General features: G+C 63.2%; 21 protein-coding genes. 8 read left to right on the forward strand and 13 right to left on the reverse strand.

Features of this window, described 5'->3' with window-relative positions:
* Positions 1–33: 33 nt before the first annotated feature.
* The 7 genes from CGLAUT_RS05210 to CGLAUT_RS05240 all read right to left on the reverse strand — a co-directional run bounded on the left by CGLAUT_RS05210 (position 34) and on the right by CGLAUT_RS05240 (position 5216).
* Positions 34–783: an ABC transporter permease gene (locus CGLAUT_RS05210; protein ID WP_290186740.1), complete on the reverse strand. Its 750-nt coding sequence runs from the start codon at positions 781–783 to the stop codon at positions 34–36.
* Between the two features lie 3 nt (positions 784–786).
* Complete coding sequence (locus CGLAUT_RS05215; protein ID WP_290186742.1) at positions 787–1533, reverse strand: ABC transporter permease; 747 nt, start codon at positions 1531–1533, stop codon at positions 787–789.
* Positions 1530–2447: an ABC transporter ATP-binding protein gene (locus CGLAUT_RS05220; RefSeq protein ID WP_290186744.1), complete on the reverse strand. Its 918-nt coding sequence runs from the start codon at positions 2445–2447 to the stop codon at positions 1530–1532. Before CGLAUT_RS05220 ends, CGLAUT_RS05215 begins: the two co-directional genes overlap by 4 nt.
* Before the next feature lie 88 nt (positions 2448–2535).
* Complete coding sequence (locus CGLAUT_RS05225; protein ID WP_290186746.1) at positions 2536–3222, reverse strand: response regulator transcription factor; 687 nt, start codon at positions 3220–3222, stop codon at positions 2536–2538.
* On the reverse strand, positions 3219–4400 hold the full coding sequence (locus tag CGLAUT_RS05230) for a sensor histidine kinase (RefSeq protein WP_290186748.1): 1182 nt from the start codon (positions 4398–4400) through the stop codon (positions 3219–3221). Before CGLAUT_RS05230 ends, CGLAUT_RS05225 begins: the two co-directional genes overlap by 4 nt.
* Before the next feature lie 72 nt (positions 4401–4472).
* Positions 4473–4640, reverse strand: a complete 168-nt coding sequence (locus CGLAUT_RS05235; RefSeq protein ID WP_290186749.1) for a hypothetical protein — start codon at positions 4638–4640, stop codon at positions 4473–4475.
* 111 nt (positions 4641–4751) lie between these two features.
* Positions 4752–5216 carry a hypothetical protein gene (locus CGLAUT_RS05240; protein ID WP_290186750.1) on the reverse strand — a complete coding sequence of 155 codons (465 nt, stop codon included), beginning with the start codon at positions 5214–5216 and terminating at the stop codon, positions 4752–4754.
* A 162-nt stretch (positions 5217–5378) separates the two neighbouring features.
* Between CGLAUT_RS05240 and mnmA the strand changes: the two genes are divergently transcribed.
* Genes mnmA through CGLAUT_RS05260 form a run of 4 tightly spaced genes read left to right on the forward strand, consistent with a single transcriptional unit; the run spans position 5379 to position 8604 of the window.
* Positions 5379–6458: a tRNA 2-thiouridine(34) synthase MnmA gene (mnmA, locus tag CGLAUT_RS05245; protein ID WP_290186751.1), complete on the forward strand. Its 1080-nt coding sequence runs from the start codon at positions 5379–5381 to the stop codon at positions 6456–6458.
* A 20-nt stretch (positions 6459–6478) separates the two neighbouring features.
* Positions 6479–6982 (forward strand): hypothetical protein, encoded by a 504-nt coding sequence (locus CGLAUT_RS05250; protein WP_290186752.1) that lies wholly within the window; start codon positions 6479–6481, stop codon positions 6980–6982.
* Positions 6975–7853: a uroporphyrinogen decarboxylase/cobalamine-independent methonine synthase family protein gene (locus CGLAUT_RS05255; protein ID WP_290186754.1), complete on the forward strand. Its 879-nt coding sequence runs from the start codon at positions 6975–6977 to the stop codon at positions 7851–7853. Before CGLAUT_RS05250 ends, CGLAUT_RS05255 begins: the two co-directional genes overlap by 8 nt.
* 58 nt (positions 7854–7911) lie before the next feature.
* Positions 7912–8604, forward strand: a complete 693-nt coding sequence (locus tag CGLAUT_RS05260) for an excalibur calcium-binding domain-containing protein (RefSeq protein WP_425551714.1) — start codon at positions 7912–7914, stop codon at positions 8602–8604.
* A gap of 10 nt (positions 8605–8614) precedes the next feature.
* On the opposite strand, the gene CGLAUT_RS05265 is transcribed toward CGLAUT_RS05260, so the two are convergent.
* Positions 8615–9298 (reverse strand): 3'-5' exonuclease, encoded by a 684-nt coding sequence (locus CGLAUT_RS05265; protein ID WP_290186757.1) that lies wholly within the window; start codon positions 9296–9298, stop codon positions 8615–8617.
* 134 nt (positions 9299–9432) lie between these two features.
* On the opposite strand from CGLAUT_RS05265, the gene CGLAUT_RS05270 reads away from it, so the two are divergent.
* Together CGLAUT_RS05270 and ligA are read left to right on the forward strand one after the other, a co-directional pair.
* A complete protein-coding gene (locus CGLAUT_RS05270) occupies positions 9433–10170 on the forward strand; it encodes a cyclase family protein (RefSeq protein ID WP_290186758.1) in 738 nt (245 codons plus the stop codon).
* Between the two features lie 23 nt (positions 10171–10193).
* The gene (ligA, locus tag CGLAUT_RS05275) at positions 10194–12233 is read left to right on the forward strand and encodes an NAD-dependent DNA ligase LigA (protein WP_290186760.1); all 2040 of its coding nucleotides are present in this window, start codon (positions 10194–10196) and stop codon (positions 12231–12233) included.
* Positions 12234–12476: 243 nt separating this feature from the next.
* Here ligA and CGLAUT_RS05280 read toward each other — a convergent pair whose 3' ends face one another.
* The 5 genes from CGLAUT_RS05280 to CGLAUT_RS05300 all read right to left on the reverse strand — a co-directional run bounded on the left by CGLAUT_RS05280 (position 12477) and on the right by CGLAUT_RS05300 (position 16872).
* Positions 12477–13508, reverse strand: coding sequence for a serine hydrolase domain-containing protein (locus CGLAUT_RS05280; protein WP_290186761.1), 1032 nt, complete (start codon positions 13506–13508; stop codon positions 12477–12479).
* Positions 13508–14479, reverse strand: coding sequence for a serine hydrolase domain-containing protein (locus CGLAUT_RS05285; RefSeq protein ID WP_290186762.1), 972 nt, complete (start codon positions 14477–14479; stop codon positions 13508–13510). The genes CGLAUT_RS05280 and CGLAUT_RS05285 overlap by 1 nt, the downstream gene beginning before the upstream one ends.
* Positions 14479–14955, reverse strand: a complete 477-nt coding sequence (locus CGLAUT_RS05290; RefSeq protein WP_290186763.1) for an ArsR/SmtB family transcription factor — start codon at positions 14953–14955, stop codon at positions 14479–14481. The genes CGLAUT_RS05285 and CGLAUT_RS05290 overlap by 1 nt, the downstream gene beginning before the upstream one ends.
* A gap of 154 nt (positions 14956–15109) precedes the next feature.
* Positions 15110–15697, reverse strand: a complete 588-nt coding sequence (locus CGLAUT_RS05295; protein WP_290187040.1) for a response regulator — start codon at positions 15695–15697, stop codon at positions 15110–15112.
* Between the two features lie 29 nt (positions 15698–15726).
* Positions 15727–16872, reverse strand: a complete 1146-nt coding sequence (locus tag CGLAUT_RS05300; RefSeq protein WP_290186765.1) for a sensor histidine kinase — start codon at positions 16870–16872, stop codon at positions 15727–15729.
* Positions 16873–16994: 122 nt separating this feature from the next.
* Here CGLAUT_RS05300 and CGLAUT_RS05305 point away from each other — a divergent pair, with 122 nt between their 5' ends.
* Entirely contained in the window at positions 16995–17975 is a 981-nt protein-coding gene (locus tag CGLAUT_RS05305; RefSeq protein ID WP_290186767.1) for an ABC transporter permease, read from the forward strand.
* Positions 17975–18628 (forward strand): ABC transporter ATP-binding protein, encoded by a 654-nt coding sequence (locus CGLAUT_RS05310; protein WP_290186768.1) that lies wholly within the window; start codon positions 17975–17977, stop codon positions 18626–18628. The genes CGLAUT_RS05305 and CGLAUT_RS05310 overlap by 1 nt, the downstream gene beginning before the upstream one ends.
* The last annotated feature ends 10 nt before the right edge of the window (positions 18629–18638 follow it).

Raw genomic sequence — 18638 nt, forward strand, 5'->3', positions numbered from 1 at the left:
TGCGAGGGTACCCGCCCGTCTCGCCCGGCCCGCTTATAGCCGGGCGTCGGTGCGCCGCAGGTAGACCACAGAAGCGAGCCACCCGGCGAAGGCCATTATCGCCGATGCTGCGATAACGGTGACGACGGTGGCGGCGGTCAAAGCACCTGCGTCAGCAACCGCCGAGCTTCCGAGCCACAGCGTGTCCGAGAGCAGAGCGGGAGGGAGCATGAACTTCACGCCCGGAGCACCGGAGGCGAGGGCGCCGAATGACACAATGGCGGCGACCAGGCCGATTGCGATTGGGGCCGCGAAGTTGCGGATCACCATAGATAGCATCGATTGCCACGCCGCTACCGCCGACGCCGGCGCCAGCGCGAGCAACGCGGATGCAAGGAACTCTCGCGGGATGTCGCCCGGGATGCCCAGCAGCCGCCCGCCCGCGAGCGCGAGAAGGATCAGCACACCGTGCATTGCCGCGATCGCGATGGTCGTAGCTGCGACCTTCGATGCCACGAGGCTGCCCTCTGAACGAGTCGAGGTGAGCATGGTGAGCCAGTTGTGGCCACGATGTTCGACTCGCCACGCGGCTGCAGCGAGGATGGACACACCGGCCGTCATGAATATCAGACCGTAGAAGAGCATGATCTGGGAGAGATAACTGTCCCAGCCCGAGCTGAGCATCTCCGCGTTCGCGGCGTAGTTTCCTGTGCCAATGGCAGCGGCGATGAGCGGGACCAGCAGGATGACCGCCCAAATGTGTGAACGCCGGAACTTCAGCAGGTCGTTGCGGATCAGGTCCATGGTCTAAATCTCCTTTCGATCCAGCGCTTTGATGCCGGCACCGAAGAGCGCCGAAACCAGCACGAGGTAGCCGATCCACAGCGGCCAGTGCACCTGCACCGCTTCGACACCGGATTCGGCGAAACTGAACGGGGTGAGCACTGCGAAGTAGCCGAACGGGTTGATCGCGGCCAACCAGGCTGGCGAGAGCAGCGCAGCGATGCCCAAGAATCCGCCGACGACCCCGACAGCGAGGACCACAGTCTGCGAGTCAACGATCGCGGCGAGGAAGAGCATCACGGCAAGCAGTGCAAGACTGGTGACGGTCGCGCCAAAGCCGAAACGCAGCCACGTTCCAAGCATTTCGCCGTCCGGCGCTGGAGCGCCAAGCGCAATCGGGAGCGCGAGCACTCCCGCGAACTCGACGGCTTTCAGCACGGCCACAATTAGCCCGGTGACGCCGAACTTGCGAACAAGCAGCGCACCCGGTCGGGTGCCGGCAACAGCGTTGAGGCGCCAGCCGCCGCTCGCGTGCTCCGCGTCCACAACGCGGCTGGCAATCAATGCCAACTGCAGCGGGGCAAGAAAGGCCTGCGCCATGGAGAACCCGACAAGGTAGCCAGCCCAAGACGAGTGCGGGTCGTCCGCGAACTGTTCGATCTGTCCGCCGGCGAAGAGGTTCATGCTGGCGAACAGGACAATCCCTGCCGAAAGCAGCAGTCCCAGCAGCAAGGTCTTGGTGCGGCGGAGTTTCGCGAACTCGATCATCATGCGCTCAACGCCTCCCGTCCGGTCAAGCCGATGAACACTTCCTCCAGGCTGCGGCGCTTGCGCACCACCTGGTGCAGCGGGACACCGTGGGACACCAGCTGCGCGCAGACCTCGGCGACTTGCTCATCGGTCATACCGGAGAGTTCCAATCCGCCGTCGGCGGGCGCAGGACCCAAACCACGCAGCAGGTCCGCCGCGATGGGGGCGGCTGGGGTTTGGATGAAGACGTCGGGCAACTGGGCGTCGTAAAGCTCTTGCTGCGAACCCTGAAAGACGCACCGACCTTGATTGATGATGGTGAGGTGCGATGCCATCTTTTCAATCTCCGAGAGCAAGTGGCTGGAGACGAGCACCGTGCGGCCCTGTTCGCGTGCGAGGCTGACGATGAGCTCGCGGATTTCCTCGATGCCGGCCGGGTCGAGGCCGTTGGTGGGCTCGTCGAGGATAAGCAGCTGTGGGTCGCGCGCGAGCGCCATTGCGATGCCTAGGCGCTGCTTCATACCCAGCGAGTAGTTCTTGACCAGCTTGTCCATCTGGCTTTCCAGCCGGACCAGCTTGATGGCGCGCTGCGCGTGCGCGGGATCGGCTTTGAGCAGGCGGGTGGCAATGCGCATGTTTTCCCCGCCGGTGAGGTGCGGGTACGCCGAGGGTGCCTCGATCAGCGAACCGACGCCGGCGAGCACCTGGGGGCGGGTAGCAGCGGTCATCGGCTGGCCGAGCATCATGATCTCGCCGCTCGTCGGGGCGATGAGGCCGAGCAGCATTTTCATAGTGGTGGATTTGCCGGAACCGTTGGGCCCGAGCAGACCGTGCACCACACCGGGCGCGACCTGAAGGTTGAGGTTGTTCACCACGGCTGTGTTGCCGTAGGTCTTGGTCAGACCCCGCGTTGCAATGATTGGTTGTGTGTCCATGGCCCCAAGGTTTCCGCAGACCAGGGGCCTGAAACATCGGCGCAGGGCACGATTTCTGTGGTCATACCCAGGTATGACGTGAACGGGCTTAAGAATCCAGCAAGTCGGCCCGCTCCACTAACCCGGTCCGATAGGCGAACAGGGCCGCATGCACCCGGTCGCGCGAGGAGGTCTTCGCCAGCACGCGCCCCACGTGCGTCTTCACCGTCGGCATCGAGATGAACATCCGCTCGGTGATCTCGGTGTTCGTCCACCCGCGCCCAATCGCCACCAGCACCTCCCGCTCCCGCTCGGTCAGCTCTTCCAGCGCGAGCCGGTCGGCAGGGGAGAGGGGCAAGGATTGCTCGGGAGCTTCATTGAGCTTTGCGACGATCCGGTTCGTCGCCTTGGGAGAAATCACCGCGTCTCCGGCGGCGACCGTGCGAATTGCGTCGAGGAGCGCCTCCGGCTCGGCGTCTTTGAGGAGGAACCCGCTCGCGCCGGCTGCCAGTCCACCGAGCACGTAATCCTCGTCGTCGAAGGTGGTCAAGATGATCACCTTGGTGTCCGGGTGGCGCTGGGTGAGTTGGCGCGTCGCGGCAATACCGTCGAGGACCGGCATCTGCACGTCCATGAGCACGATGTCGACTGGTTGTTCCGCGGCGTTGGTGAGCGCCGCTTCACCGTTGGCCGCGAGCCACCGGACGTCCAGGTCCGGCTGGGAATCGATCACGCCGCGGATGCCGTGGAGGAACAGGGCCTGGTCGTCGGCGAGGCCGATGGTGTGGGCGCTCACTGGGCCACCTCCTGCGGAGCATCGGTTCTGCGCAGCGGAATTGTCGCCTCTGTGACCCAGGTGTTGGTCTCGGTAGGGGCGGCGGTGACGAAGCCGTCGATAAGCGATGCTCTCTCCTGCATGCCCTGGAGACCGGTGCCGGTCGAGGGGAGAGTTCCGCGCGGCGGAATCGGGTTGGTTGTGCGGACTGCGACGTTGTCCTCGTTCCAGTCGACGGTGAGCTGCGCGGTGCCGGTGCCGTGTTTGAGCGCGTTGGTGAGCGATTCTTGGATGATGCGCTGCACCGCGAGCGTGGTGGCGGGGGCGAGGTCCGCGGGTGGTTGGCCGTGGACGGTGTAGTCGACCTCGAGTCCGCCGGCGCGGCTGGTGGCGACGAGCTGGTCGATGTCGAGGGTTTCTACGAGTGGGGTGACGGGGCGCTGCTCTGAGCCGCGAAGCAGGCCGACGACGCCACGCATCTGCTTCAGGGAATCGCGGCCGACTTTGGCGATGGTGCGCAGCGCGTCGTCTTTGGTTTCGGTGCGAGCGCCGGTGTCCGGTGCGCTGGCGTAGAGAGCGCCGTCGGCTTGCGCGACGATAACGGTGAGCGAGTGGGTGACAATGTCGTGAATCTCGCGGGCGAGGTGGGCGCGCTGCTCCTCGGCTGCGCGCTCGAATTCTTCCCGCTGACGTTCCAGCCGTGCCTGGAGCTCCTTCTCTGCGGTCTCCTCGGCGCGGCGGCGCAGCTCGCCGAAGAGGCTGGCCGCGATGAGGAGCGTGACGCTCCAGGCGATATACGGAGCTCGTTCGGCCGGTGTTAGTGCGGTGATCGTCGGTGAAATGAGAGTCAGCGCGACGGTGTCGCCGACAAACAGGGCGACGGTAATCAGGTCGCGGTGCGGCGAGGGCAGGTGGCGGCGGGCGATGTAGGCGGCGAAAGGGGCGAGCGCGACCGAGCCGGTGGGCAACGTTGGCCTGAACGCGCAGATTGCGAGCGCTGCGGTGATAGCTGCGACGGTGAGTAGCGGCCACCGCCAGCGAGTGAACGGAGCCGCGAAAGCGCAGAGCAGGAGCACCACATCTAGCGCGATGTTGCTTGAGGTTTGGAAGGCACCGAGCAGGCATGCGAACGCGAGCCCTGCGGCGAGAGCCAAGTCTCGGTATCGGGACCGGCGAAGCGACGACGTCTGCACATCCATAACGAGCTAGGCTAGTTCGGGATGTGTGCGACTACGTCGTACTGCGGTATGACGTTCTCTGCGCCTTGAGCCCTACATGTATTTGAACGCGTGCCAGAATCGCTGCCAGTCGTTCTTCGGACGCGCTTTCTCGCGTTCAGCGAGATTGCGGCGCAGCGACTCGATCGACTCCTGCGTGTACTCGCGTGTAGCGCGATCTCGATCGAAGTCAGCTTGAGATGGTTCAAACTTCGTGGTCATCTGCGAGTCCCTCCCTTTCCGCTGGAATCGTTTCGTGAGTTCCGTGTTGACGCCTTGCTGAAGATGAGTTTAAACGTTCTGCAGCTAGAACGCGATGCGCTCATCCCTCCGTTATCGAGTTCCGTCCGCATCGATGTCGTCCACGTCCGGTTCGTTCTGCGGCTCCAGCCGAGCGACAAAGTTATTCACTGCGTCAAGCAGAACGGGATCATAAGCGTTCATACTAGGTCGTCTGGTGTACTGACTCAGAAGATCCCATCCGAAAGCCACCTGCCTTGGGTCATCACTAAATGTGAGTTCTGTTGCCCACTGCAAGCTTTTGAAGTACGAATCCCTGTCGTCGGATCTACGCTTCTGGTTCAGGGTGTCCACTGCGACAGAAGCAGCTATCAAACCCACGAAAGCCGCGAGAAAATTGGGTTGCGTCGTAAAGATCGCTTGCAGCACTTCGGCATAACTCATTGATGTGACTAGCGCGACGGCGCCCACTACCAGCGCGCAAATAACGCTGATAAGAAACGCAATGTAAGCGATCTTGAGCACCGTTTTTAAACCCGAGGCGAAGAATCCATCCATTTCAATAGATCGGTTCCCGTCGTTCTTGGCTCCTCTAAAACCCACTGCTCAAACTCCCCCCTTTAGTGACGAGAATCTTATTCGAGGCCCACATGAGCGGCATCTTGGTAGTGCTCAGCACTGATTGGGTGATAGAAACCGACGCGACTACACTCCCGCACCATGCGAGTACTGGCAGCAATGAGCGGGGGCGTGGACTCCTCTGTCGCTGCGGCGCGCCTTGTCGAGGCCGGGCACGACGTTATCGGCGTCCACCTCGCGCTGAGCAAGGATGCGCAACAGACACGCGAGTCCGCCCGCGGTTGCTGCTCTCTAGAAGATTCCGCCGATGCGCGCCGGGTCTGCGACAAACTCGGCATCCCGTTCTATGTGTGGGATTTCTCGGACCGCTTCAAAGAGGACGTCATCGACGATTTCGTCGATTCCTACGCCCGCGGCGAGACCCCCAACCCGTGCCTGCGCTGTAACGAGAAGATCAAATTCGCTGCCTTGCTCGACCGCGCGGTCACACTCGGCTTCGACGCAATCGCGACCGGCCACTACGCCATCATCGACAGTGACGGCAACCTCCGTCGCTCCGCTGACCCGCTGAAGGACCAGTCGTACGTGCTCGGCGTGCTTACCCGAGACGAGCTCGACCGTTGCATCTTCCCGGTCGGCGACACCGAGAAGCCGCAGATCCGCGAGGAAGCCGCCCGTCACGGCTTCTCCACTGCGAGCAAGCCCGACTCCTACGACATCTGCTTCATCCCCGACGGCAACACGCAGGCTTTCCTCGGCCGCTCCATCGGAATGCGCCCAGGCATGATCAAGGACACCGACGGCAACGAGCTTAAGGAACACGACGGCGCGTTCCAGTACACGATCGGCCAGCGCAAAGGCCTGAACATCCGCGTGCCGGCCGCCGACGGCAAGCCGCGCTACGTCACCGATGTCGACGCCGCTACCGGCACCGTCACCGTCGGCCCGCGCGACGCGCTGAAGGTCAGCGAAATCACCGCAGACCGCCTCAAGGTCCTCCACCCCGCAATGGAAGGCGAGTTCGAGGCCCACGTTCAGATCCGCGCACACGGGGGAGTCGTCGGGTGCAGGGCGCGTATCGACGGCTCGTCCATGACGCTCACCCTCCACGAACCGCTCGAAGGTGTTGCCCGCGGTCAGGCCGCAGTGCTGTACCTGCCGGATCCGGACGGGCAGGGCGACATTGTGCTCGGCTCCGGCACGATCTGCGGCACCACTTAAACCGCTTAGACTCAGCATTTGTGAACGAACATCTCGTCTGGACCAACCCGCTTGCACCCAAGTGGCGCTGGGGGCTGATCGGGCTCGTAGTGCTCGCGGTCCTCGGCGTGCTGGCCGCTATGGCCACACAGCGCTTGAACACCTGGATCGGTATTGCCACCATGCTCGGGTTCGCAGTGCTGATTAACCTCATCCACCGCATCGGCACCTTCCTCATGGTCGATGCGGACGGTCTGCACTTCGGGATGTTCCCGCGGCCGAACGACATCATTCCGCTCCAGCACATCAAGGAGGTGCGAGTCGAGGAGCTGCCCGCCCACCACCGCGTGAAACGCCCGTTCGGCTCCTTCGCCGATCCCGACAAAACCACCGTCAGTGTTGTAGACGCGAACTCGTCCACCCGCGCAGTCGTCCTGAAGACCCGCGACGGTCGTACCATCAAAGTCGGCGTCGGCGACAACGGCCCAGCAGCGGAGACGTTCGTGAAATCCCTGCGTAAGCAGCGGCGGGGGATCCGTGGCTAGTCAACTCCCTCCCGCACCGACCGCGTTCGGTCTCGGCCCGCTACCCGGTACCGACCTCGCGAACGCAGCCGACATCGTCATCTCCGAAACCCCACTGCCACACATCCCGCAACTGCCCGATCGCGGCATCGGTTCGGATGCAATCGGGCGCACCGCAGCACTCCTAGACATTCCCGTCGAACCCGGACCTCGCGGCTGGCGCGTCGCCCCACGCCCGCGCACCCAAACCCAGTTCCGGGACCAGATGGAGCGTGACCTCGACGTACTCGAGGAGCTCTGGGCCAGCAAAATCGATCAGGTCAAGGTGCAACTCGTTGGGCCATGGACGCTCGCGGCGGAAATCGAAATGGCAAATGGGCACCGCATGATCACCGACCCCGGCGCGCTTCGCGACATCACAGAAGCGTTCGCCGGAGCGGTGGAGCAGCATAAAGGTGCCGTCGATAAGCGGATTGCTCCAACCGTTTTGCAACTCGACGAGCCGCGACTCGCCGACATTGCTGCGGGCAACCTCAAGGGAGCGACCGATTACGAGGAGATCCGTGCATACCCAGAGCCGTTTGAGCGGCTCGCAGGCTTCGGGGAATTTTTGCTCAATGCACCATTGCTTATCGACGCCCCCTGGCAGACCGCAGACCTCAAATCGCTGACCTCGGCTGGGCAGCGCGATCGGGTCGCGGAGTTGTTGGAAAGCGGGGCGCGGTTGGCCATTGCGCCCGTTGAGCCGGATTGGCTTTGGCGCTACTTCGACGAGTTACAACTCGACCTGGCGGTTACAGCGCTTGATGTGTTCGCGGCTGGCGGCAGCACTTTGACAGAGTCCGCTAAGAATTACCGCGCCGCGAGGGAGATGGCTGAAGGTTTGCGGTAACGCTTCGAATCTGTTCGCAGTATGCGATAGTTGTCGTATGAAGAAAACTGCACATTCTATGATCGTGGCCCTGGCTGTATCGGCTGGCGCCATTGTTGTTCCAGCTCATGCTGCTGAAGGCGATACCCCTTCGGTTCAAGAAGAAACCACAACCCAGGCTGGGGTGCCGGAAAGCCCATCAGCTGAGCCGGCTGAAGAGACCGGTGGTGAGACCGACACCGATGGAGCTTCCGAATCGGCGAGCGAGACTCCTACAACCACCAGCACGACGGCAACCACGACCCCTGCATCGACTTCGGCTCCCGCTGCGGTTCCGGCTCCGACCGAGCGTGATGGCTCCTCGACCGGCGCGATCGTCGGTGGCGTGGTGGTCACCCTCGGCGTGCTGGCAGCAGCCGCCGGAGGAGCGTGCTGGGCCATGCAGCAGGGGATCATCCCGAACCCGCTGCCGGGCATCATCCCGTGCCACCCGCCTGCGCCTCCGGCTCCTCCGGCTCCGGCGCCTGCTCCCGAACCTGCACCAGCACCGGCACCTGAGCCGGCTCCAGCACCCGCACCGGCTCCGGCTCCTGCGCCCGCTCCGCAGCCTGCCCCGGCACCCGCGCCGAGGCCCGCGGCCACCAAGCAGTACAAGAACTGCACGGCGGTGTGGAATGACCTCGGGCGTCCGATCCGTCGTGGTGAGCCCGGCTACGGATCGCACCTTGACCGCGACGGTGACGGCGTCGGCTGCGAGCGCCGCCCGAAGTAACTTACAGTTACTAGCCCTTCATCGGCCAGGCTAGCGAAAAGTCGGAGGTGTCACGACCTTTCGACTGGAAATGGCGGCGGAGATTCTCCTGGCAGTTGTAGTACTCCACTGCCTGGTACTCCATGAGCGAATCGGTGTCCATATCGGCGAGCTCGGGCCAGATCTTGCGGACCTGCTTCCATGCAATGCGCGCCGCGGCCATCGCGTCCGAGGTGGCCTCGTGTGCGTTGTCCAGGCGGACTCCGTAGAACTCCGAGAGCGCAGTCAGGTTCCGGCTGCCTTTGCGGTAGCGGTCCCGGGCGCGGTCGATCACGAGTGGATCGAAGACGGGGCCAGTGACCGTGAAATCACCCGTGAGGTGGCGCAGGACGGTGAGGTCGTAGGGCGCGTTGAACACGATCAAGGTGAGGCCGTCGGCCCAAGCCTGCTTAATCGCGTCAACCGTTTCGCGCAGCACCTCGTCGTGGTCGCGCCCTTCGGCGCGGGCCTTCTCCGTTGTGATGCCGTGAACGGCGGCGGCTGCCTCCGGGATTTCCACACCAGGGTCGGCGAGGGCTTCCGTGGCGGTGACCTCGGAGCCGTCGATACGCACAAGCGCACTGGTGACAATGCGAGCTTCCCGCGGGTTAGCCGACGTTGTCTCGAGGTCGAACGAAAGCATCCGCGACGCATCGAAGCCTGGTGGGGTTGCCATGCGGATTATTCTAACGGGCGCCCCGACGCGCCAGCTCGAGTCTTCCGGGGCAACGTTTTCCACTGCGTCCATGATCCCTTTCGCGATGAATTTAAGCGTTGCTCGGTGGATAGGCGGGATCAATAGTCAAACGCATGTCGAATCTAAGTGAGTTCCAACAGCGGGTCCTGAATGCCACCCGCATCGACCTTAGCCACCAGGTGCACGCGGAGATCCCGCGCTTCCCGGCGTTCGAGCCGATGCGCGAGCGCACCGTGAACACGATCGCGGAACACCGATTCTGGGCAAAGGAGTACACATTCGCTACTCCGTACGGAACGCACATTGATGCGCCTGGCCACTTCGCAGACGGCAAGAGGCTCGTTGATGCCATCGGCATTGAAGAGCTCATCCTTCCGCTGTACGTGCTGCACTTGGAAGACGAGGTGGCGAAGAACCCTGACTACGAGGTCACGGTAGAAGCAATTACCGCGTTCGAGTCAAAGTACGGAGAGATCCCATCGGGCAGCTTCGTGGCCTTCTCGAGCGGTTGGCACGAACGCTGGGACGACCCGGTGGCGTTCCGCAACCTCGACGATGATGGCGTACAGCACACCCCGGGTTGGTCACTCGATGCATTGAAGTATCTGGTGGAAAAGCGCAGGGTCGCCGCGATCGGACACGAGACCCTCGATACAGACGCAGGTGTGACCGCCGCCCGTGAGGGTTTCCTTTATGGGGAGCTCTACATTCTTGAACAGGACATCTACCAGGTCGAAGTCATGACCAACCTGGACCAGGTGCCTGCCACCGGTGCTGTGATTGTGGTCGGTCCGGCGAACATCAAGGGCGCGCCGTCGATCACGTCTCGCGTCTACGCGCTGTTCGAGTAGTAGGCGACCTAGACTTGGGCGCTATGACTGACACCGCGCCCGAAGTCCAGGACCTCCATCGCCAATGGGATGAGCTGGCTGAGGAAGTTCGCCGTCACCGGGACCTGTACTACAACGGTCAGCCGGAGATTTCGGACGCCGAGTTCGACACGCTCTTCCGCAAACTCCAAGCGTTCGAGGAAGCCCACCCGGAGTTCGCGGTACCGGATTCGCCGACCATGGAGGTCGGCACCGCGCCAACGAGCGACGCCTTCGCCGATGTCGTCCACCTCGAGCGCATGCTCAGCTTGGACAATGTGTTCTCGCCCGAGGAACTCACCGAGTGGCTGGAAAAGACACCCGGACCGTATGTCACCGAGCTGAAGATCGACGGGCTCTCCATCGACCTGGTCTACGAAAACGGCAAGCTCACCCGCGCCGCAACGCGTGGCGACGGCCGTGTCGGCGAGGACATCACCGCCAACGCACGCGTCATCCCAGACATCCCACACGAGCTCACCGGCGACTTCCCGCCGCTGGTAGAGGTTCGCGGCGAGGTGTTTATCCGCCCAGAAGACTTCCCGGAGCTCAACGAGCAGCGCATCGCGGAAGGCGGCAAACCGTTTGCCAACCCTCGCAACACCGCAGCCGGCGGTCTGCGCCAGAAGAACCCGGAGGACGTGAAGAAGCGCAAACTCCGCATGATCTGCCACGGCTTCGGCGCGCGCGAAGGTTTCGATCCGCAGACCCAGTTCGAGGCCTACGAGAAGCTCGCCGAATGGGGCCTACCCGTCTCCGAGTACACCAAGCAAGCGGAGAAGCCAGAGGAGATCCTCGGCATCGTCGAGTACTGGGGCGAACACCGCCACGACGCGATCCACGAGATCGATGGCCTCGTGATCAAGGTCGACTCCGTTGCCACCCAACGCCAGCTGGGCAACACCTCACGCGCCCCGCGCTGGGCGATCGCCTACAAATATCCGCCGGAGGAAGTGACCACGAAGCTCAACAACATCGAGGTCTCCATTGGTCGCACTGGCCGCGCCACGCCGTTCGCCGTGCTCGAGCCAGTCTTCGTTTCTGGCTCCACCGTTGCCATGGCCACCCTTCACAACCAGCACGAGGTCAAGCGCAAGGGCGTGCTCATCGGCGACACCGTCGTCGTCCGCAAAGCCGGTGAGATCATCCCCGAGGTGCTCGGCCCGGTCGCCGATCTCCGCGACGGCTCGGAACGCGAGTTCGTCTTCCCCAAAGACTGCCCTGTTTGCGGCACGGAACTCGCCCCGGCAAAGGAAGGCGATGCCGACTGGCGCTGCCCGAACACTCGATCGTGCCCCGCGCAGCTCGGTGCCCGCCTGGAGTACATCGCCTCGCGCGGCGCGTTCGACATCGAGGCGCTCGGCGAGAAGGGCGCCCAGGACCTCATCGCTTCCGGCGTCCTCGAGGACGAAGCTTGCCTTTTCGACCTCACCGAAGAGGACCTGCAGAAATCCCAGGCCTACACGCGCAAGGACGGCCAGATCAACGCCTCCGGCAAGAAGCTCCTTGCCAACCTCGAGCAGGCAAAAGGGGTAGAGCTCTGGCGCGTCCTGGTCGGCCTCAGCATCAGGCACGTCGGTCCGACGGCAGCACGCGCGCTTGCGGCTCGCTTCAAGAGCATGGAGGCGCTTGTCGACGCCTCGGTCAACGAGCTTGCCGACACCGATGGCGTGGGCCAAATCATCGCCGAATCGTTCAAAGCGTGGTTCGAAGTGGACTGGCACCGCGAGATCGTGCGCCGTTGGGCCGAGGCGGGCGTGCGCATGGAGGACGAAGCCGGTGAAGAGATCGAGCAAACCCTTGAGGGGCTCACGGTGGTTGCCACCGGCTCGCTCGAGGGCTTTACCCGCGACGAGGTCAAAGAGGCGATCATGTCCCGCGGCGGCAAGGCCGCCGGCAGTGTGTCGAAGAAGACCGATTACGTCGTGGTCGGGGAAAACGCCGGCTCAAAGGCCGCCAAAGCGGAGGAGCTCGGCGTCCCGATGCTCACCGAGGCGCAGTTTGTGCAGCTGCTTGAGGGCGGCCCTGCGGCGCTGGATGGGTAGCGGTCGCCGGCGCCTCCCGGATTAGTCGTGCAGCGCGAATGCCGACGAGTGCAGCGGCCCACAGCGCGATTATCCACCACAGCCACATCGGGAACTGGCCGTTCCAATTCATGCTGGCCCCGACGAACCACACCACAACTGCGGTAAACACAGTATTCACTAGGGCTACCCCCGGTTTATTGGTGGTGCGCACAGTCCGGACGGTGTCGATGATGAGCAAATAGGCAATAATGGCGAGCGGGATCATCGTGTCTCCTCCAATACGTGGATGCCGAGTTTTTCCACACCAGCGACGGTGTTGCCCACGACGAATGCGGCGCGGGTGGGGGACGGCTGCCCGGATTCGGGGTCCCATACGAGCATGGTGCGGAATCCGCCGGTGCCGCCGTTATGGAATGTGTAGTTCTGGTCGTCTTCGCCTGTCAGGTCCGCCCACCCATATTCGGGCAAGCCATGTGCGGTAACCCATTCGACATATTTGGCCATGTCGGCGGGTGTGGAGCGGATCGCGCCGGCGGGTGCCCACCCGTCCATGTCCCACGGCTCGGCTGATCGGCCGCTACCGTCGAGGCCGCGAGGCGCGCCGTCGTTGGTGTGCGCCAGCGCGATGTAGGTGTTGTCCATGCCGGCAAGCTCGAAGATTCGCGTGCGCAGCAGTTCTTCGTACGGTACGTCGGCGTGTGTGGCCAGCAATTGGCCGAGCAGGGCGTGGCCGTAGTTGGAATATTGCATCTCGCCCCGGTTAGTGAGCTCGGCTGCGCTGGCGGCGTCGAGGATGTCCTGTGGGGTGTCGCGCCGGTAGGCGTTGCCGCCGTCGCGAAAGTTCGCAACCATGATTTCGGCGAAGCTCAAACTCTCCATCACAGCAAGTCCCGAGGTGTGGTTGAGCAATTCCTCCAAGGTGACATCCGCGATGGGGGCGGAAGCGACGTCGATGATGTCCTGCACTTGGGTGTCCAAGGTGAGTGAGCCTTCGTCGATGAACTGGCGGACTAGCTCTGCGTTGAAGGTTTTGGTGACAGAGCCGATTTCGAACTCGGTGTGCTCGTCAGCACCGAGACCTCCGAATGCGACTTCGCCGTTGTCGTAGATGAATCCTGCGAGCTGGTGGTGACCTTTCTCCGCGTGATCGGCGAAAGAGGATGCGATGCGTTCGTTCCCGGTGCGCTCGGCGGCTACGTCGATAGGGCGCGGTCCAAGGGCTATGAGGAGGACGAAAATAACAGCCCCGGCACCGAGTCCGGTCAGCAGGGCAGGTGTTCGTGGTACTTGCATCACTGCCGCCCTGGAGTGTTATCAAGGCGTGTGAGCAACTGGATGTCCAGCTCATTGACATCTACGGCGCTTGAGTTGGCTACGTAGGCCGCGCGAGGTGATTCGGATGCAGTGTCCCAGCTCAAAACGTTGGAGTACCCAGCAGTGCCGCCGCCTTTTGAAATGCATTCGACACCGCCAATGTTGCACTGGTGCCACGCATGGCCAGGGCCTCCATGTGAGGCGACCCAATGCGCGTACTTCGCCATGTCGGCTGCAGTGGAATGCGCAGCACCGGCGGGAGCCCACCCATGCTCTTCCCACGGTTTCACCGGGCGGCCATTAAAACCCAACCCCTGTGGAGCGTTGCGGGTCGTGCCTGGCAGCGCGATGTAGGTGTCACTCATGCCGGCGGGCTCGAAAATTCGGGAGCGGACCAGCGCCTCGTAGTTGGTTTTCTGATGAACCGCGAGCAGCTGACCAACCAGGGCGTGGCCAAAGTTGGAATAGAGAAACTGTCGGCGGTGTCGAAGTCGCGCACGCGCAGCTGTCGCAAACACCTGCTCGGGTGTGCGGCGGCAGTAATACCGAAAAAGATCTAGAGACGGCGCGACGTTGTTGTGAAAGAACCCGTTGGTGCCCACTGGCCCTAATCCAGAGGTGTGGTCGAGCAGCTCTTCGAGGGTGACGCTAGCAATCGGTGCGTCGGGCACGTCGATAATCTCGCCCACTGTGGTACGCGGGGCAAGAGCGCCCTCGCTGACAAGCTGGCGCACCAGTTCAGCGTTGAAAGTCTTGGTGATTGATCCGATCTCAACCTCAGTGTGCTCATCTGCACCGAGACCGCCGAAGCGGACCGTACCGGCTTCGTAAATGAATGCGCATAGCGCGCGGTGGCCATCCTCTGCGCAGGTGGCAAGGATTTCTGCAATCTCCGGATCACCAGTGCGCTGAGTAGCCAGTTCGATTGGGTGGGAAAGAACCGGGCGCATTAGTGAGCCTCCGAGGCGATCATGATGGTCATCAGCGGAATCACGCGCGCTGGGGGGATCTCGTATGCGCCGGCGGTCTTCGTTACCCATCCGGCGGACTGGAGCTCTTTCAGGTGGTGGTAAGCAGTGCCGGTGGAGGACACGATTTCCGCTTCGACGAGATCGGCAGCGGTGGCTGGTTTATTGAGCAAGTAGCGCAGCATCTCGCCACGGACGGGGTGGGCGAGGGCTGCGAGGCGTTCGATTTGCCCGTCCCACGGATCGTCCGTGATCCAGTGAGTTGGCCGGGCCCATTGGTATTCGTAATCACCCGTGCCGAGAGTGACATAGCCATGCAGCATCACGCCGCCGTCAGCGGTGGCGTTGTAATCAATGGGCACTTCGCTGGGAGAGCCGGGAAGGTGTGCTTCGAGCACGGCAACCCGCTCCTCCAGCGCTTCGATGCGCGCTACGGTTTCTGAAGGGGTCGAGTTCATGAGTTCTAGAATTCCAGAAAACTAGAAACCGGGCAACCGATTCCCGAAAATCAAACCCCGGATCAAGGATTTCGGATCCGCCCAATTTCGGGCTTCTAAGGCGGTTATCCGACATCTATGATCCGAAGTTTGCGCAGGGGGGAGGGGTGCCAACCTAGATAATGCGCCGCTGCCTCGCCGTATCCACGGCAGCAGTGCGGTTATCCACGCCCAACTTGGAGTAGATGTGGATCAAATGCGTCTTCACTGTCGCCTGCGAGATGAACAACCGCTCCGCTATCTCGCGGTTCGAGGCACCGGTCTGCAGCGCCTGCAGCAGCTCAATCTCGCGTTCTGAAAGCGCCTCTTCGGGACGCATTACGCGCTCCGCCAGCACGTTCGCGACCTGCGGCGACAACGCCCGCTCGCGCCGGGCGGCGCGCACCACCGCGTCGTGAAGCTCGTCTTCAGGCGCGTCTTTCAGCAGGTAGCCCATCGCCCCCGCCTCGACCGCGGCCACCACATCCGCCTGCGTGTCGTAAGTGGTGAGGATCAGCACGGGTGGGCCGCCGGCCGCCACGAGGCGACGGGTCAGCGCGATACCGTCAGCCCCCGGCATCTGAATATCGCTGACCACCACGTCCACATCGTCGGGCACTTCGGCGGTCCCGTCGGCAGCCTCGGCGACCACTTCGATGTCGCCGAACGAGTTCAGGACGGCTCGCAAGCCTGCGCGTACGACAGGATGATCGTCGATAAGCATGACCTGCAACTTCTCTGAACCCTGCACTATCATCCTTCCTGTTGCCCACTGAGCGGCAATGTCGCGGCGAGCACGTTGCCCTCAACCGTGAGTTCCCCGCCAGCCTCTTCCACGCGTGCGCGCAATCCCTTCAGCCCGAAGCCTTCCGGGCCGGTGATGCCGCGGCCATTGTCGTAGATGTCGACGGTTGCTTGGGCACCAAGCTTATCGACGGTCACCACCGCGACGTCTGCCCCCGCGTGCCGCACAATATTGCTCAATCCTTCGCGCACGATGCGCTCGGTGACCGATGCCGCTGGTTCCGGTAGGTCAACGGCGTTGACGCGGACATCCAGCGGGGTGCCCAACGCGAGCTGGCGGGCCTCAGCGCCCCGCGCAAGCCGGTCGATACGCGCGGTCAGCGGCTCGGTTGTGGGCGCGCTACCTGTTGCTCCGGCCGCGTTGCCGGAGACAAAACGGCGGGCTTCCGCCAGGTTATCTGCTGCGGTCTCTCGAATGACGGTGAGCGTGTCGTGGGTGGACGTGGGGGCGTCGATAAGCGAAAGCTCTTTATCTAAAGCTCGGCCGAGTAACACGATGGAGCTCAAGCCCTGAGCCATGGTGTCGTGGACCTCGCGGGAGAGGCGCGAGCGCTCCTCGGCGACTCCGGCCGCGTGCTCGGCGGCGGCGAGCTCGAGTTGGGCTGCCTGCAGATCCGCGGCGAGCTGGCGGTAGTGCTCCGCATCTGCGCGAAGCACCTGGTAGGCGTGCACGATGCCGATGGCCAAAATCGTGCCAATCGTTGGGCCGATGAGGCCGCCGACGCCACTTCCTGGAACGGTAACCGTGAGTGTGTAGGCCAACAGGCCCGCAGTGACGGCGAGGCCCCAGCCGGTGGGCAAGACGAAGCAGGCGACCATGACCAGCGGAAATTCCAGCCACACGAAGGTGGGGGAGAGGGCGACGAGGATGATCCAGAGCACGATGACCGCGGTAAGCCAAACCGCCGCCTGGCCGTGCGTATAAGCGCGACCGCGGTTCTGGTGCACGGTGCCGAACAAGTACACGGCGGCGAACGCGGCGACAACGCACACCGCAGACCACGAGCGCGTGCCAATCAGTCCCACCACCAGCAGGACGGCGACGAGCACGTGCAGGCTCACGCGCAGGGTGGCCAGGATCCGGTTCGAGCTCATGCGCGCAACACTAGCGTGCAGCACCTACAGCTCGGGGGACGGCGAATCAACCGATCGGTTGATTCCGATTTCAACCGGCTTCCCGATGTAATAAAGCCCAGCTCAGCGCGAGAATTGAAGCCATGTTCGTAGGAATTCGAGAAATCAAGAAGGCGAAGGGTCGCTTCGGACTGATCGTTGGCACCGTCGCGTTGATCACCCTTCTCGTTGTTGTCCTGACCGGCCTGACCTCGGGCCTGGGTAAGCAGAACACGTCGGCGCTGGAGGCGCTCGCGCCGGAAGCGGTGGTGTTTGAGGACCAGCAGAATCCGTCGTTTACCACTTCTCGCGTACAGGCGAAGGACGGAACCGTCCCACTGGGCACCGGCCAAACTCTGATGCAGGCCGCCGACGGCGAAGAAGACTCCGTTGCCGTCCTCGCGCTTCCGAGTGGCACCGAGCTGCCCGGCGGAGAGGTGCTCGGCAGCGGCGCTGTCGCGTCGGAGTCGATCGGACTCTCCGCCGGTGAGTCAGTCCGCATCGGCCCGGCTGAGACGACCGTCGACGCTGTTACGGGAGACCTGCAGTTCTCGCACACGCCGGTAATTTGGGTGCCCACCGAGATCTGGCAGCAGGTATTCCACACCGACGCGGATGGCACCGTGCTGCTTTCCCGGGACGCGGATATCGACGGCAGCGTGAGCCTGAAGGAGTCCTTCCAGGGGCTGGCTGCCTACGGCTCCGAGCGCGGATCGCTGATGCTCATCCAGGGCTTCCTCTACGCCATCGCGGCTCTGGTGATCATCGCGTTCCTCACCGTGTGGACCATGCAGCGCACGCGCGACCTGGCAATCCTTAAGGCCATCGGTGCATCGAACTCGTACCTGATGAAGGACGCGCTTAGCCAGTCCGCAGTCCTGCTCGCGATCGGGGTCTTAGTCGGCGGTCTCGGCGCCTTCGGCATTGGCATGGCCATGGCCGGTGTTGCACCGTTCACCCTCACCGCGCCTGTGGTCGCCGCGCCGCCGGTCGCCGTGTGGGTGCTCGGCATGGCCGGCGCACTTCTAGCAACTCGCTCCATCACCAAAATCAACCCGCAAAGCGCACTTGGAGGTGTCGCGTAATGTCCAACGCCAATCTCGAACTCAGTAACGTCACCGTCACGTTCCAGGACGGCGAAGAGCGCCTGACCGTCCTCGACCAGCTGGACTTCACCGCGGAACCCGGCCAGCTCACCTTCATCGTTGGCGAGTCCGGCTCCGGCAAGTCCACGTTGCTGTCTGTCGCCGCCGGGCTGATTCAACCCGATTCCGGCACCGCCACGCTCGGAGGGATGAAGATTGACCACGAGGTGCGTCGCGAGAAGATCGGCATGATCTTCCAGCAGGCCAACCTCATTTCCGCCCTCAACGTCCGCGACCAGCTTCTGGTTACTGACCACTTGCGTGGCGTAAAGCCCCGCAAAGAGAGGGCGGATGAGCTTCTTGCCGCAGTCGGCCTCGAAAGCTTAGGCGATCGCGACATGCAGGCACTTTCCGGCGGTCAGCGCCAGCGTGTGGGCATCGCTCGTGCGCTCATGGGAGAGCCGGAGCTTGTGCTTGCCGACGAACCCACCGCCGCACTCGACCACGATCGTTCCCAGGAGATCGTCGCACTCCTTCGCTGGCTGGTGGAAGACCGAGGAATCGCCTGCGGATTCGTCACCCACGACCGCTCGCTGATTACTGGCCGCGACGCTGTCTTCGAGATGGATCAACGCGCAGCGGCGCTTGTCTAAGCAGTAGTCT

Origin of the sequence: Corynebacterium glaucum, assembly GCF_030408855.1 — a bacterium.
In the GTDB taxonomy this organism is placed as follows: domain Bacteria; phylum Actinomycetota; class Actinomycetes; order Mycobacteriales; family Mycobacteriaceae; genus Corynebacterium; species Corynebacterium glaucum.

Coding starts and splice junctions, on each gene's coding strand:
- CGLAUT_RS05210 (WP_290186740.1), bottom strand. CDS start 783: ATGGACCTGATCCGCAACGACCTGCTGAAGTTCCGGCGTTCACACATT.
- CGLAUT_RS05215 (WP_290186742.1), bottom strand. CDS start 1,533: ATGATGATCGAGTTCGCGAAACTCCGCCGCACCAAGACCTTGCTGCTG.
- CGLAUT_RS05220 (WP_290186744.1), bottom strand. CDS start 2,447: ATGGACACACAACCAATCATTGCAACGCGGGGTCTGACCAAGACCTAC.
- CGLAUT_RS05230 (WP_290186748.1), bottom strand. CDS start 4,400: ATGGATGTGCAGACGTCGTCGCTTCGCCGGTCCCGATACCGAGACTTG.
- CGLAUT_RS05235 (WP_290186749.1), bottom strand. CDS start 4,640: ATGACCACGAAGTTTGAACCATCTCAAGCTGACTTCGATCGAGATCGC.
- CGLAUT_RS05240 (WP_290186750.1), bottom strand. CDS start 5,216: ATGGATGGATTCTTCGCCTCGGGTTTAAAAACGGTGCTCAAGATCGCT.
- mnmA (WP_290186751.1), top strand. CDS start 5,379: ATGCGAGTACTGGCAGCAATGAGCGGGGGCGTGGACTCCTCTGTCGCT.
- CGLAUT_RS05260 (WP_425551714.1), top strand. CDS start 7,912: ATGATCGTGGCCCTGGCTGTATCGGCTGGCGCCATTGTTGTTCCAGCT.
- CGLAUT_RS05265 (WP_290186757.1), bottom strand. CDS start 9,298: ATGGCAACCCCACCAGGCTTCGATGCGTCGCGGATGCTTTCGTTCGAC.
- CGLAUT_RS05270 (WP_290186758.1), top strand. CDS start 9,433: ATGTCGAATCTAAGTGAGTTCCAACAGCGGGTCCTGAATGCCACCCGC.
- ligA (WP_290186760.1), top strand. CDS start 10,194: ATGACTGACACCGCGCCCGAAGTCCAGGACCTCCATCGCCAATGGGAT.
- CGLAUT_RS05280 (WP_290186761.1), bottom strand. CDS start 13,508: ATGCAAGTACCACGAACACCTGCCCTGCTGACCGGACTCGGTGCCGGG.
- CGLAUT_RS05285 (WP_290186762.1), bottom strand. CDS start 14,479: ATGCGCCCGGTTCTTTCCCACCCAATCGAACTGGCTACTCAGCGCACT.
- CGLAUT_RS05290 (WP_290186763.1), bottom strand. CDS start 14,955: ATGAACTCGACCCCTTCAGAAACCGTAGCGCGCATCGAAGCGCTGGAG.
- CGLAUT_RS05295 (WP_290187040.1), bottom strand. CDS start 15,697: ATGCTTATCGACGATCATCCTGTCGTACGCGCAGGCTTGCGAGCCGTC.
- CGLAUT_RS05300 (WP_290186765.1), bottom strand. CDS start 16,872: ATGAGCTCGAACCGGATCCTGGCCACCCTGCGCGTGAGCCTGCACGTG.
- CGLAUT_RS05305 (WP_290186767.1), top strand. CDS start 16,995: ATGTTCGTAGGAATTCGAGAAATCAAGAAGGCGAAGGGTCGCTTCGGA.
- CGLAUT_RS05310 (WP_290186768.1), top strand. CDS start 17,975: ATGTCCAACGCCAATCTCGAACTCAGTAACGTCACCGTCACGTTCCAG.